The sequence below is a fragment of the Actinoplanes sp. NPDC021490 genome (assembly GCF_055562135.1).
In genome coordinates, this window is the sequence record NZ_JBVHFW010000010.1 from 324,786 (window position 1) to 338,943 (window position 14,158).

Below are 14,158 nucleotides of genomic sequence, written 5' to 3' on the forward strand. Positions count from 1 at the left end.
GTCTCCTCTAGGTCTCGACGAGAGGAGACCGGCCGGTGGATGCCGAGTCAGAAGAGGGGTTCCGTGAGTTCGCGCGGGCCCGGTTCCAACCCCTTCGGACGCTCGCCTACGTCACGTGCGGCGACTGGCAGGCCGCGGAGGACGCGGTGTCCGGGGCCCTGGCGAGGCTCTATCTGAAGTGGGACAGGGTCGTCTCGCCGGAGGCGTACGCGCGTAAGGCGGTCATCCGCGCGGCGATCGGCGAGAAGCGCCGTCCGTGGCGCCGCGAGCACGCGGTGGGGGAGGCTTTCCCGGACGTGGCCACCCCCGACCCCTCGGGCGCCGTCGACGAACGGCTGCGGATGCGGGCGGCGCTGCGTCAGGTCCCGCCGCGGCAGCGCGCCGCGCTCGTGCTCAGGTTCCTCGAGGGACTGAGCCTGGAAGAGACCGCCGAGGTGCTCGGCTGCGCTCCGGGAACGGTCAAGAGCCAGACCAGCCGTGGCCTGGACACGCTGCGTGCCGTCCTGTCCGCCGAGATCACCGAGAAGGGAGCCGACCATGTCGTATCGCATCGAGGACGTGCTTGAGTCCGTCGGGGCGCCGGCGCCGGCGCCGCGCACCAGCACCACGGACATCATCGCCGCCGCCCATCGGATCCGCACGCGGCGCCGCTGGGCCGCGGCGGCCGGGGCCGGAGGCGCGGCGATCGTGACGGTCGCGGTGGTCGCCGGGCTCGCCGGCGCGGCGCCGCAGGCTTCGCGGCCGAACGCGCCGGCGGCCGCGACGACCACCACCACGCCGCCCGTGGCCAAGGAATTCGAGCAGCCGCAGGGTCTTGAGTTCACGGCCGGAGGCGGCCGCACCGGCCTCTGGCAGATCGGTCCGGCGGACGCGGCGACCATGGGCTACCAGCGGATCCCGGTGTACCGGGACGGCCAGACCATCCAAGTGGACGGCACCTCCTACCCCTACCTGGACGGCCGGATCACCCTCTACCGTCCCGGCGCATACGACATCAAGGCGCTCGGCGTGTCCGAGCGGCCGGACCAGACCTATGGTCCGCCGAAAGACGTCGTGATCGCGGGCCGCCCGGGCATCGAGCGTCAGCTGACCTACGAAATGCCGGACCTGGCGGACATGCGGGCCAAGCAGAAGGACAACCCGGCCCTGTCGTCGCACGACCCGAGCATCAAGACCGAGACCTTCACCCGTACGGCGTTCGCCTGGAAGTTCGACGGCGAGGCGTGGGCCACCTTCGTGCCGGAGACGCCCCGTGAGCCGCTCAGCCGCGAGCAGACGCTGGCGATCATCAACGTGCTCGAGCCGCGTCCCGCCGAGCCGGTCCGGGCGCCGTACAGCATTGGCTGGCTGCCGCCGGGATGGAAGGTGGTCGCCGCGGAGCAGGGTCCCACCGAGATGGTGTCCCGGGTGCTCTTCAGCCGGCGGACGCCGGCGGGCAGCGACCTCATGCAGAGCGTGGACAACCATCCGCACAGCGGACAGCTGACGATCTGGCAGGGCCGGCCGAAATCGGACAACGCGCCGGCCGGGGGCGAGAGCTTGCAGTGTATGGACCGCAACGATTACTGCACGCTGCTCATCGACAAAAACCACTTCGCCCAGTTCGAGCACTTCCGCCAGGGGCTGTCGATGGACGACGCCCGCCGCGTCCTGCGCGGGCTGAGCTTCGCCGATGTCAGCGACCGGGCCACGTGGAAGCCGCTCCCGCATTGACGGCCGTCGTTCTACGAAGTAGTTTCCGCTGGGGAAAGCGCATTCCCGGGCTGGCGTGGGCGGCCCACCGGCCATGCTTGAGGAGACCCGGAGATGAAGCGGAAACACCTGCTGACCGCGGCCGTGCTCGCCACCACCCTGGCGGGCGCCGTCGCCGCACCGGCGCGAGCCGCGGAGACGACGTTGTTCGTGGCGCCCGGCGGCAACGACGCCAACCCGGGCACGCAGAGCGCGCCCCTGGCGACCATTCAGAAGGCGGTCGGCCTGGTCGTCGCGGGCGGGACGATCGCGGTGCGCGGGGGCACCTACGCGCTGAGCACGAACATCACCATCGCCAAGAGCGGCACCGCCTCGGCGCCGATCACGCTGACCGCTTACGCGGGGGAAAGGGTGATCATCGACGGTGAGGCGCTGGCCTACACGCCCGGCGCGGTCGGGTCGACGATTCCGGCCGCGCAGCGCGGGGCCCTTCACATGGAGGCCTCGTACTGGCGGATCTCGGGTCTGGAGATCGTCCACGGGCCGTACGGGGTCTACTGCGCGAACTGCAACAACAACACGTTCGAGCGGCTCAGCACGCACGACAACTACGAGACCGGCTTCCAGCTGCAGAACAGTTCGGCCGGCAACCAGATCGTCAACCTGGACAGCTACCAGAACCGGGACCCGCGCAAGAACGGGGAGAGCGCCGACGGACTGGGCATCAAGGAGGGCAGCGGGGCCGGCAACGTGGTGCGCGGGGCGCGGCTGTGGAACAACGTCGACGACGGCTTCGACGCCTGGTCGTTCAGCTCGCCGATCACGATCCAGAACAGCATCGCCTACGGCAACGGCTACAACCGGTGGAACATCCCCAGCTTCTCGGGTGACGGCAACGGCTTCAAGATGGGCGGCAGCGGCGGCACCGGCCCCGCGGCGGCCCACACGGTCACCAACAGCATGGCTTTCGGCAACGCGGCCCACGGCTTCACCGACAACGGCAACACCGGCTCGCTCGTCTTCAGCCGCGACACCGCCTATCAGAACGCCAAGACCGGCTTCGACGTCGACGGCGGATCCACTTCGAAGCTGACCGCCAACCTGGCCGTGTCCAACAAGACGGCGGTGGCCCTGGGCAAGTCGACCGCCTCGGGCAACTCGTGGAACCTCGGCGGCTCGTGGGGCCTGTCGAGCACCGACCCGTCGACCATCACCGGCGCCCGCAACGCCGACGGGTCGATCCGCTCCTCCAACTTCCTGGTGCCGGCCAACGGTCAGGCGGTCGGAGCGAAGATCTGACCGCTCAGCCCGGGAACGACACGTGCACGGTCAGGCCGTCGCGGCCGGTCGAGGAGGCGGTGATCAGGCCGTTGTGGGCCTGCGTGATCGAGCGCGCGATGGCCAGGCCGAGCCCGGCGCCGCCGGTGTGGCCGGTGCGGGCGCCCGCGCGGCGGCGGAACGGCTCGAACAGCGCGGGCACCTCGTCGGGCGGCACGTCGTCGCCGGTGTTGGTGACGGTCAGCGCGGGATCGTCACCGACCCGGACGTCGAGGGTGCCGCCGGGACGGTTGTATTTGAGCGCGTTCTGCACGAGGTTGGTGACCAGCCGTTCCAGCAGAACCTGTTCGCCCAGCACCGTACGGGGACGCAGGTCGCTGGTCAGGGTCACGCCGGCCTCGGCGGCCCGTTTGCGGTGGCTGTCGAGCACCGCCTCGGTGATCCGGTCGAGCCGCAGCGGTGTGCGGGTGGTCAGGCCACGGTCGCTCTCGGCCAGCACGAGCAGCCCCTCGATCAGGCGTTCGTTGCGTTCGTTGGTCGTCAGCAGCTGATCGGTGAGCAGTTCGAGCTGCTCGCGGGTCAGGTCGTCGGCCATGCTGACCTCGATCAGCGTCCGCTGGACGGCCAGCGGGGTCCGCAACTCGTGCGACGCGTCGGCGGCGAAACGGCGCTGGGCCTCGTAGCCGGTGGCGATCCGGTCCATCATCTCGTCGACCGTGCGGGCCAGCACGGTCAGCTCGTCGGAGCCCGGGCCGGGGCGCAGCCGATAGCCGAGGTTCTGCGGCCCGACGCTGCCGATCACGGCGGTGACGTCGCGCACCGGGCGCAGGCACCAGCGCACGGCCGGCACGCAGACGGCCAGCAGGGCGGCCAGCAGGACGGCCAGCACGAGCCCCTGAACGAGCAGGCCGGGCAGGCTGGGCCAGCGGAAGAGCAGCGAGCACAGCGGATCGGAGGTGCTGTCCGGCACCAGGCCGATGTCGCGTCCGCACACGCTGGGCGACAACGTGAAGACGAGGTCGACGAGGTTGCCGCGGACCCACGGGGTGACCTGCGAGACCAGCAGGACGACGGCGCACAGCACGAGGATCCGGCGGGCCGGCGACCGGCCGGTCACGAGCCGATCCGATAGCCGGCCCGGCGCACGGTGTGCAGCACCGGCGGGTCGCCCAGCTTGCGCCGCAGCGTCATGACGGTCATCCGTACGGTGTTGGTGAACGGGTCGGTGTGCTCGTCCCAGGCCTGCTCCAGCAGTTCCTCGGTGCTGACCAGGCGGCCCCCGGCGCGCATCAGCACATGCAGGACGGCGAACTCCTTGGACGACAGGTCGAGCACCTGTCCGTCGCGCCACGCCGTGTGCCGGGTGCTGTCGAGCACGATCCCGTCCTGGTCGAGCACGGGCGGCAGGGCGGCGCCGGACCGCCGGGACAGCGCCTGCACCCGCGCGGCGAGCTCGGCGAACGCGAACGGCTTGGTCAGATAGTCGTCGGCGCCGAGCCCCAGCCCCTCGACCCGGTCGCGGATGCCCGCCGCGGCCGTCAGCAGCAGCACCTTCGGGCCGTCCCCGGAACCGACGAGCTGCCGGCACACCTCGTCGCCGGTGCGCCCGGGCATGTCCCGGTCGAGGACCGCCACGTCGTACCGGTTGACGGTCAGGCGTTCCAGCGCGCTGTCGCCGTCGTAGACCACGTCGACGGCCATGGACAGCTTGCGCAGCCCCTCGGCGACCGTGTCGGCCAGCAGCTGCTCGTCATCGGCCACCAGCACCCGCATGCCGGATCCTCCCCAAAGAACGTCAGACTCGCACACCGCGGATAAGCGGCCCATAAAGACGTCGCTGATGCTGCCCCGACGGCCCGGCCGGAAGGATTCGGGGCTCCGCCCGGCCGACGTACGGATGTGTCGCCTTGACCAGGTCTATCAGGAATTTTCTAGCCGTTCTCGTGGTCTGCGCGGCCGCCGTGCCGTTCTCGCCGCGGCCGGCGAGCGCGATCGCCCACGGCGTGGACGCGAAGAACGGCGCCTACCGGTTCTCGGTGCTGCTCACCATGACCGGCCTGCCCGCCGAGGGCGGCGGCACCCGGGACAGCTCCTGCTCCGGCGCGCTGATCGCCCCGGAGTGGGTGATCACCGCCGGGCACTGCTTCCGCGACGGGGAGAAGCGGGTGAGCCGCACGGTGGCCGAGCGGACCACCGCCGTCGTCGGCCGCACCGATCTGAGTGGCCAGGGCGGCCGGGAGGCCGAGGTCGTCGAGGTGTATCAGGCCGAGGGGGCCGATGTCGCCCTGGCCCGGCTGGACGAGCCGGTCACCGGCATCACTCCGCTGCCGATCGACACGCGGTCACCGGCGCCGGGGGAGGTGCTCCGGCTCACCGGGTACGGGCTGATCCGCGACGACGGCGGCGACGCCAGGCCCGCGACCCGGATGCAGACCGGGCTGTTCACCGTCGTCGCGGTCGGGGACACGCTCATCGAGACGTCGGGGCGGTCGCCGCGCCCGGACACGAGCCCGTGCCCGCACGACTCGGGCGGGCCGTACTTCCGCCAGCGCCGCGACGGCACCTTCGCGCTGGCTGCGGTGGTCAGCTCGGGTCCCGGCTGCCCGCACACCGGGCCCGACCTGAGCGCCCGCACCGACAACCTGGCCGGCTGGATCAGCGGCACCATGGCCGACCCGCCGCGCTCGTACGGCTCGCTCGCCCTGATCGGCGGGGGAGGCGTGGTGCTCGCGGCTCTGCTGCTGACGCTGACCGGCGTCCGGAGATCGCGCCGGTCGGTCAGCTCCCGCTCGGGACGCTGACGGCCGCTATCCGGGCCCGCATGTCGGCCGCGCTCATCGGGCGGGCGAAGTAGAAGCCCTGGGCCCGGTCGTAGCCGAGCGCGGTCATCCGGTCCGCCTGTTCGGCGGTTTCGATCCCCTCGGCCACGGCCTGCACGGCGAAGGCCCGGGCCATCTGGGCCACCGCGTCGGCGATGGCGTCCGAGCCGCCGCTGTCCGGCACGAACGAGCGGTCCAGCTTGATCTGGTGGACCGGGCAGGTGGCCAGCAGGCTGAGCGTGGACGCGCCGGTGCCGAAGTCGTCGAGCGACAGCCGCACGCCCAGGTCCCGCAGGCCTTGCAGGTTCTCGCCGGTCGCGCCGCCGCCGACCGCGACCGATTCGGTGATCTCCACGGTCAGGCGGTGCGGTGGGAGTCCGCTGTCGCGCAGCGCCGCCGCGACGACGGCCGGGAAGCCGGTCTCGCGCAGCTGCCGTGCCGACACGTTCACCGACACGGTCAGCCCGTCGGGCCAGGACGCGGCCTCGCGGGTGGCGGCGCGCAGCACCCAGGCGCCGAGCGGGACGATCAGGCCGGACTGTTCGGCGGTCTCGATGAAGGCGCCCGGGCCGACCAGGCCGTCGGCCGGGTGCTGCCAGCGCACGAGCGCCTCGGCGCCGGTGATCCGGCCGTCCGGCAGCGCCACCACCGGCTGGAAGAACACCACCATCTGGTCCTCGAGGATGGCCGTACGCAGGGCGGCGGCCCGCCGGTTGAGCTCGGCGCCGGGCGCCTGCATGCCCGCCTGATAGCGCTCGCAGCCGGCCCCGCCGCGCTCCTTGGCCGCGTACATGGCGATGTCGGCCCGGCGCAGCAGCTCACCGGCGTCGTCCCCGGCCCGGCCCTCGGCCACCCCGAAACTGGCCCGTACGGTCATCAGCTCGCCGTCGATCACGGCCGGCTCGAGCAGGCTCGCAGCGATCCGGGTCAGGACCTGGTCCACGCCGTCCCCGCCGGCGCCGTCGAAGAGGATCGCGAACTCGTCGCCGCCGAGCCGGGCCACCGTGTCGCCGGGCCGCAGACAGGCCCGCATCCGCCCGGCCACGTGCACCAGCAGCGCGTCGCCCGAGGTGTGCCCGAGGGTGTCGTTGACCAGCTTGAAGTCGTCCAGGTCGACCAGCACGATGCTGACCGGCCGGTCCGGCCCGTCCCCGGCCACCGCCGCGGCGACCCGCTCGCCGAACAGGGCGCGGTTGGCCAGCCCGGTCAGCACGTCGTGGCCGGCCTCGTAGCTGAGCCGCTTCCGCAGGGCGTCGTTCTGCCGGGACGCGATCAGCTGGCGCACCACGACGATCGCGGTCAGTGTGACCGCGACCCCGTCGATCAGCATGCCGTCGCCGGTGCCCCGCAGGTTGTGGTCGACCACCATGGCGTCGACCGCCGCGATGGCCGCGTACGGCATCAGGTTGTAGCCGCGCGGCGCCCGGCGCGGACCCTCACCGGCCGCGGTGTCGGCCACCTGCATCCGGGCGCCGACCGCCGCCGCGAACGCCGCGAGCGGCAGCACCAGCAGCAGCGGGTTGCCCGCGGGCTGCCTCGGGTCCAGGAAGCTGATCGCCGAGCCGAGCCCGCCGATCAGGGCCGACGCGCCGATCCAGTACAGCCCGCGCCGGGCGAACGAGTCGACCCCGGACAGGACGACCCGGGCGGCCAGATAGACGCCGTTGAGCCCGGCGCCCATGATGACGACCGCGGCCAGCACCCGGGACGTGGTGATCCGGCCGTCGGTGAACTGGTGTGACGCGGCGAAGTGCCAGATGAGCAGGGCGGCCGCGGCCGACAGGGTGCCCAGGTCGAGCCCGACGCCCACCTTGTCGGCGCGGCTGCGGGCGCTGAACGGCAGGCCGAGCAGCGGCCCGGTGAGCACGATGCCGCCGACGACGTGCAGCACCACCGAGGCCGGTACCAGCCAGTCCCCGGCGCCCAGCCCGGCGAGGATCCGCAGGCAGGCGACGCCGAGGAACAGCGTGGTGCCGATCTCGACGGAACGCCAGTAGCGCCGCACCACCGGGGAGGCGGCCGGGTCGGTCCGGGCCCGCCGGCAGAGCACCTGGGTCGTGGCGACGACGGCGATCATCAGCAGCCAGTCGACCGGCGCGGGCCACAGCCGGCCGGTGTTCTCCTGCAGCACGAAAACGGTCACATTGACGATCGACAAGGCGATGACCAGCTGGAACACCCGGTCGGCGAAGAGCGGCAGACGGCCGGGAGCGATGGTCACGTAGTAGCGATCGGCATCCGCTGGGCCTACGTGAGTGGTCGGACGTATGCGGCGTGACCGTCCGCACATAGATCCACACCCTCCCGTACGGGCAGACTGGCCGGTGTGGGAGCTGCGGAGGACGCGCCGGGCCTGATCGGGCGGGGCGCGGTGTGGGCGCGACTGCTCGATCTGGTCGGGGGCGACCACGGCGCGACGGTCCTCGCGGGCGGGCCCGGCCTGGGCAAGACGGCCCTGCTGGCGCGCCTGGCCGGCCACGCGGCCACCCGGGGTCATCCGGTGCTGCGGGTGACCGGTGACTCGGGGATGCCCGGGGTGGCGTACGCGGCCCTGCGGGTGCTGCTCGGCGGGCGCGACCTGACCCGGTTGTCGCCGGCCCGGCAGCGGGCACTGCAGGCCGCGCTGGGCGGTGAGCCGCGGGAGGTGGGGGTGCTGATCCTGCGCGCGGCGGTCGGCGAGGCGATCGGGGAGCTGGCCACCGACCGGCCGGTGGTGCTGATCGTCGACGACGTCGACCGGGTCGACGCGCCGAGCCTGGACGCCCTGCTCACGCTGGCCTCGGTGGTCACGCTGGGCCAGGCGCCGGTGATCGCGGTGTTCGCGGCGCGCACTGAGCGGGTGCCGGTCGAGCTGGCCGAGCTGCTGCCGGTGGTGACGCTGCCGCCGCTCACCGGGCCGGAGGCCGAGCGGCTGCTCGACGAGGCGCCCGGCGCGCCGATCGGCTCGGCCCGCCTGGAGATCCTGCGCCGCGCCGAGGGCAATCCGCTGGCGCTGCGCGAGTTCGCCGACTGGGCCGACCTGCCCGGCGGGCGTCCCGGGGTGGCCGACGTCTTCGCCCGCCGGGTGAACGCCCTGCCCGGGCCGACGAGGTGGGCGCTCACCCTGGCGGCGGCGGGCGAGCGCAGCCCGGCCGTGCTCGCGCAGGCCGACCCGGCCGCCGGCGCCGCGGCCTGGCAACCGGCCGTGGACGCCGGGCTGATCACCGTGACCGATACCGTCATCCGTTTCCGGCACCCCCTGGTCGAGCGGGCCCTGCTGGCCGACGCCGGAACCCGGGCCCGGGCCCACCGGGCACTGGCCGCCGGCGCCACCGACCCGCGGCGGGCGCTGTGGCACCGGGCGGCCGCCGCCGAGGGGCCCGACCCGGAGCTGGCGGCCGAGCTGGCGCGATCGGCCGACGGGCTGGACGTGACCGCGGTGACCGCGGTGACCGTGCTGGAGCGGGCGGCGGCGCTGCTGCCGGCCGAGCAGCGGGCTCCGATGCTGCTCGACGCCGCGGCCCGGGCCGGCGCGGTGGGACGGCTGCGGTGGGCCCAGGACCTGCTCGACCGGGCCCGGGCGGTCCTCGACCCGGCCGCGACCCCCGGGCTCGGCGTCTCGCTGGACAGCTTCGGCTCGTGGCTCGAGACCATGCGCGGACGGCTCGGCGCCGCCACCGGCCTGCTGACCGGGATGCTGGCCGCGGCGCCGGTGACGATGGGCACCTCCAACACGGCCGCCTTCCCGGCCTTCCTGCTCGGGCACGGCCGGCTGACCGACGCGCTGACCAGCGCGACGGCCGACCTGCCGGTCGACGAGCCGTGGCTGTTCCCGCTGGCCGTGTGCCGGCCCGGCGACGAGGTGCGGGACGGGTGCCTGCTGGTGCCCGAGGCGGACTCGCCCGCCGACCAGAACCGCTCGGCGCGGGTGGGCGCGGCCGCGATGCTGGCCGACGAGCCCGAGAAGGCGCTCCGCCTGCTCGGCGGGGCGGTGACCGCGGTCGTCGAGGGCGCCGCGGCCGGGGTGTTCCTGGCCGCCCCGGGCGCCGCCGGGTGGGCCCTGATCGACCTCGGGCGCTGGGTCGAGGCCGAGGAACGGATCGTGCCGCTGCTGTCCTCGCCGGTGGCGTCGGAGGCCCCGCTCATCCGGGCCGGCACGTATGCCCAGCTGGCCGTGATCGCGCTGCAACGCGGACGGCGCGGGGCCGCGGCCGAGCTGATCGGGCGCGCGCCGATCGACCCCTTCACCGTGCCCGCCTTCGCGCTGCGCCTGCGGTGGGCGCAAGGTGTGGCGGCGGCCGCGGCCGGGGACCGCGACGAGGCGTACGAGCTGTTGTCCGCGGCCTTCGCGGTGCCGCACGACTGGCAGGTGCTCGTGCTGCCCGACCTGGTGGCCGCCGCGACCACCGACGACGCCCGGGCCCGGGCGCGGACCGCGGTGAAGGAGGCCGGGGAGGCGTACGGGCCAAGGTGGCTGAGCGCCCGGGCGCGGGACCGCCTCGCCGCCGCCCGAGCGCTGCTCGACGACGACCTCGCCGCCGTGGTCGCGCTGGTGGACACGGCCGAGGCCCGGCGCCGCCCGTTCGAGCGGGCCACGCTCGCGGCCGAGGTGGCCGACCGGCTGCGCCGCGCCCAGCAGCCCCGGCCGGCCCGCGATCTGCTGACCGACGCGCTGGACGGCTTCGAGCGGCTCGGCGCGGCCGGATGGGCCGCCCACGTGTCGGCCCAGCTGCGCGAGGGCACGCCGGCGGCCGACCCGTTCGCGGCGCTGACCGCCCAGCAGGAGCAGATCGTGCGGATGGCCGCGGGCGGCCTGAGCAACCGGGAGATCGGCGAGCGGCTGTTCCTGTCGCCCCGCACGATCGGCTCCCACCTCTACCGGATCTTTCCGCAGCTCGGCGTGGTCAACCGGACCCAGCTCGGCGAGCTGCTGACCACCCGCGGGGCCGGCCGGTGACCGTTCTCGACGAGGCCGCCCGCCGGTTGACCGAGGGCGCCCGGCTGCCCCCGCACCTCTACGGCATCGATCCCGGGGACGCGCGGCTGGCGCTCGGGCTGATGCAGGCCCCACCGGCCGCCTCGCCCGGCCTGGACCACCGCACGACGACCGTGCCCACCCCGCACGGCCCGATGACCGCCCACGTGCTGACGCCCCGCGCCGGGTCCGCCGGCCCCCGCCCGGTCATCCTCTACGTCCACGGCGGCGGCTGGACGATCGGCGGCTACGCGACCCACCACCGGCTGGCCGAGACGCTCTGCCGGGACACCGGCGCGGTGGTCGTCGCGGCCGACTACGCGCGCTCGCCCGAGGCCCGTCATCCGGTCGCCGTCGAGCAGATCGCCGCCGCGCTGGCCTGGATCCGCGGTGGCGCCCTGGGCGACCCGGCCGACCCGGCCCGGGTCGCGGCGGTCGGTGACTGCGCGGGCGCGACCACGGTGCTGGCGGTCGCGCTGGCCGACGCCGACCGGATGCCGCTGCTCGCGCAGGTGCTGCTCTATCCGCTGGGGCGGCCCGGCCCGGGCGACGCGTCGGCGGCCGAGTTCGCCACCGGCGCCGGTCTGCGCCTGGACGACGTGCGGCGGCTGTGCCGGATGTACGCGCCCCGGCCGGACCCGTCGGCCGACCCGCTCGGCGCCACCGACGTCGCCGCCCTGCCACCCACGCTGCTGATCACCGCCGAGGCCGACGTCACGCGCGACCGGGCGGAACGGCTCGGCAACCGGATGCGGGCGGCCGGCGTGCCCGTCACCGCGGTGCGCTACCTGGGGACGGTGCACGACTTCGCGGTGCTGGACGCGCTGCGCTGGACCCCGGCCGCCCGCGCCGCGCTCGACCAGACCACCGGCTTCCTGCGGGCGGCCCTGGCCGGCCCGGCATGAGCGAGCCCATGGTGGGACGGGACAGGCAGCTGCGCGAGATCGCCGCCGCGCTCCGCCGGGGACAGCCCGTTCTCGTGCACGGCCCGCGCGGCACCGGTCGCTCGGCGGTGCTGGCCGAGGCCGCCCGCCGCCACGGCTCCCGCGTGCTGTTCGTGCGCGCCCTGCCCGGCGACGACGCGCTGCCCGGCGCCGGCCTGCACCGCCTGCTCGCCCCCGAACGGTCCCGCGCCGCCGGGCTGGCCCCGCCGGTGGCGGCCGCCTTCGCCCGCCTGTTCGGCGACGAACCGCCCGCGGCCGCGCCCGCCCCGCTGGCCGAAGCCGTGTGCGAGCTGTCCCGCGCGTCCGGCGCCCGCCGGCTCTGGGTCGTCGACGATCTGGACCGCCTGGACGAGCTGTCCCGGACCGTGCTGCTCGGGCTGCGGCGCCCGTTGCTGGCCACGGCGACCGGCCCGCGGACGGCACCGGCCATGACGCCCGTACGGCTGGGGCCGCTGAACCGGGCCGACGCGGCCCGCCTGCTGGACCGGCTGCCGGGCGTGCGCGACCATCCGGGCGCCCGGCTGGTGGCCGAGCAGTCCCGCGGCAACCCGCTGGCCCTCATCGAGCTGGCCCGGCACCTGCCGCCGGCCGCCGACCTGTCGCCGATCAGCACCGAACTGCCCGTGCCGCCCCGGCTGCGCCACGCCCTGGCGCCGGCCGTCGACACCCTCGATCCCGTACGGCTACGGGTCGCGCTGCTGGCCGCCTTCGCCGCCGAGACCCCGGGCCGGGCCACCTCGGCCGCGCTGGCCCGGCTCGTTCCCCCCGGGGTGCGGGACGCCCTGGTGGCCGCGGGCGTCCCGCGTTTCCCGCACCCGGTGGTGCGCGCCGCCGTCATCGACCGGGCCGGGCCGGCCGACCGGCTCGCGGCCCGGCTCGAACTGGCCGCCGGTCTGCCCGCCGGCGACCGGGCCCGGGCCTGGCACACGGCCCGCGCCGAGCCCCGGCCCGACGAGAGTCTCGCCGCCGCCCTCGACGAGGCTGCCGCCCAGTTGTCGGCGGCCGGCCGGATCCGCTCGGCCGCGTACGCCCTGGGCCTGGCCGCGGCCCGCAGCGGCGACCGGGCGGCCGGTCACCGCCGATCCCTGCGCGCCGCCCACCACGCCCACCTGGCCGGCGACGACCGGTGGAGCGCCGCGTTCTCGGCCGGGCAGCGGGTGGGCGAGGTGCACCTGCTCCGGACGCTTCGGGTGGCCTGGCTGCGCGGGGACGAGCGGTCCCGCCAGGAGGTGCGGGAGGCGCTGCGCGACGGCTGCGCGGGCGATTCGGAGCTGCTGACCGTGTGGGCGCTGGCCATCGCCGACGACGAGGACGTCGACGGGCGCGCGGAACGACTGCTGCACACCGGTGACCGGGCGGTCCGCCGCGAGTCGATGCCGCCGGACGTGCGGGCCGTGGCGCTGGGCACGATCGGCCTGGCCCGGCACGAGACCGATCAGGCGGTCCGGTGGCTGACCCGGGTTCTCGACCTGGCCACGCCGGGCGGGCCGCACCGCGCGCTGGCGCTGAACGCGCTGGCCTGGGCGCGCTTCGACCTCGGCCGGCTCGGCGCGGCCCGGGACACCGCCCGCCAGGCCCTGGCCGAGCCGGTGCCCGACCGGCTCACGGCCGACATCCGCGCCGGGGCGCTGGCCCTGCTGGCCTCGGTGGCCGTCCTGCGCGACGAACCGGACCGGGACGACCGGCTCCGGGACGCCCGCGCGGTGCTCCAGCTCTCCCGGCACGCCGCCTACGACGTACGGCTCAACCGCGCGCAGGGCCTCGCCGACGCCATCGCCGGCCGGCACGGCCTGGCCTTCCACCGGTTGCGCCACCAGTACGACGGGCTGGGCCGGCCGGTGCACCACCGCATCTCCGACCTCGGGCTGGCCGACCTCGTGCAGGTGGCCGTCGTGCTCGGCCGTCAGGACCAGGTCGCCCCGATCGCCGCCGCCGCCGCGACCCGGGTGCGGGCCCTGCGGTCGGCGCGGGTGACCGCCCTCTGGCACCGGGCGCAGGCCCTGCTGGCCGGGGCCGATCCGGGCGCCGAGACGGGCTACCGGCTGGCGCTGGCCGACCCGGGCAGCGACCGGTGGCCGGTGGAGCGGGCGATGACCCGGATGGACTACGCGCAGTGGCTGCGCCGCCGCCACCGCCCGGCCGAGTCACGGCCGCTGCTCGCCGCGGCCCGCGACGTCTTCGCCGCCTCGGGACTGGACGCCTGGCGGCAGCGCGCCGAGACGGAACTGGCGGCGGCCGCCCCGCCGCGCCGTCCCGGCATCCCGGCCGGCGGGCTGACCCCGCAGCAGGGCGAGGCGGTGCGGCTGGCCGCGCAGGGCCTGACCAACCAGCAGATCGCCGCCCGGCTCGGCCTGTCCGCGCGTACGGTCGGCACCCACCTGAGCCGCGCCTACGCCGTCCTGGGGGTGACCCGCCGCTCGCAGCTGCCCTCGGTGCTCGACCGACTCTGACTGCGGGCTTGACTATGACGC

The 14,158-nt window shown here is 75.2% G+C and carries 10 protein-coding genes; 7 read left to right on the plus strand and 3 right to left on the minus strand.

The window, feature by feature from the left end; translation table 11 throughout:
• Positions 1-35: 35 nt before the first annotated feature.
• From ACZ3I4_RS26460 to ACZ3I4_RS26470, 3 genes are all read left to right on the plus strand, one after another.
• Positions 36-566, plus strand: coding sequence for a SigE family RNA polymerase sigma factor (locus ACZ3I4_RS26460; protein ID WP_465384703.1), 531 nt, complete (start codon positions 36-38; stop codon positions 564-566).
• Positions 538-1,713: a hypothetical protein gene (locus tag ACZ3I4_RS26465; RefSeq protein ID WP_465384704.1), complete on the plus strand. Its 1,176-nt coding sequence runs from the start codon at positions 538-540 to the stop codon at positions 1,711-1,713. Before ACZ3I4_RS26460 ends, ACZ3I4_RS26465 begins: the two co-directional genes overlap by 29 nt.
• A 93-nt stretch (positions 1,714-1,806) precedes the next feature.
• On the plus strand, positions 1,807-2,991 hold the full coding sequence (locus ACZ3I4_RS26470; protein WP_465384705.1) for a right-handed parallel beta-helix repeat-containing protein: 1,185 nt from the start codon (positions 1,807-1,809) through the stop codon (positions 2,989-2,991).
• Positions 2,992-2,995: 4 nt separating this feature from the next.
• On the opposite strand, the gene ACZ3I4_RS26475 is transcribed toward ACZ3I4_RS26470, so the two are convergent.
• The gene (locus ACZ3I4_RS26475; RefSeq protein ID WP_465384706.1) at positions 2,996-4,087 is read right to left on the minus strand and encodes a HAMP domain-containing sensor histidine kinase; all 1,092 of its coding nucleotides are present in this window, start codon (positions 4,085-4,087) and stop codon (positions 2,996-2,998) included.
• Positions 4,084-4,743 (minus strand): response regulator transcription factor, encoded by a 660-nt coding sequence (locus ACZ3I4_RS26480; RefSeq protein WP_465384707.1) that lies wholly within the window; start codon positions 4,741-4,743, stop codon positions 4,084-4,086. The genes ACZ3I4_RS26475 and ACZ3I4_RS26480 overlap by 4 nt, the downstream gene beginning before the upstream one ends.
• Before the next feature lie 188 nt (positions 4,744-4,931).
• Here ACZ3I4_RS26480 and ACZ3I4_RS26485 point away from each other — a divergent pair, with 188 nt between their 5' ends.
• Complete coding sequence (locus ACZ3I4_RS26485; RefSeq protein WP_465384708.1) at positions 4,932-5,771, plus strand: S1 family peptidase; 840 nt, start codon at positions 4,932-4,934, stop codon at positions 5,769-5,771.
• On the opposite strand, the gene ACZ3I4_RS26490 is transcribed toward ACZ3I4_RS26485, so the two are convergent.
• A complete protein-coding gene (locus tag ACZ3I4_RS26490) occupies positions 5,749-8,010 on the minus strand; it encodes a putative bifunctional diguanylate cyclase/phosphodiesterase (protein ID WP_465384709.1) in 2,262 nt (753 codons plus the stop codon). The genes ACZ3I4_RS26485 and ACZ3I4_RS26490 overlap by 23 nt on opposite strands.
• A gap of 105 nt (positions 8,011-8,115) precedes the next feature.
• On the opposite strand from ACZ3I4_RS26490, the gene ACZ3I4_RS26495 reads away from it, so the two are divergent.
• The 3 genes from ACZ3I4_RS26495 to ACZ3I4_RS26505 are packed head-to-tail and all read left to right on the plus strand — an operon-like array spanning position 8,116 to position 14,137.
• On the plus strand, positions 8,116-10,725 hold the full coding sequence (locus ACZ3I4_RS26495) for a helix-turn-helix transcriptional regulator (RefSeq protein WP_465384710.1): 2,610 nt from the start codon (positions 8,116-8,118) through the stop codon (positions 10,723-10,725).
• Complete coding sequence (locus ACZ3I4_RS26500; RefSeq protein WP_465384711.1) at positions 10,722-11,648, plus strand: alpha/beta hydrolase; 927 nt, start codon at positions 10,722-10,724, stop codon at positions 11,646-11,648. Before ACZ3I4_RS26495 ends, ACZ3I4_RS26500 begins: the two co-directional genes overlap by 4 nt.
• Positions 11,645-14,137 (plus strand): AAA family ATPase, encoded by a 2,493-nt coding sequence (locus ACZ3I4_RS26505; RefSeq protein ID WP_465384712.1) that lies wholly within the window; start codon positions 11,645-11,647, stop codon positions 14,135-14,137. Before ACZ3I4_RS26500 ends, ACZ3I4_RS26505 begins: the two co-directional genes overlap by 4 nt.
• The last annotated feature ends 21 nt before the right edge of the window (positions 14,138-14,158 follow it).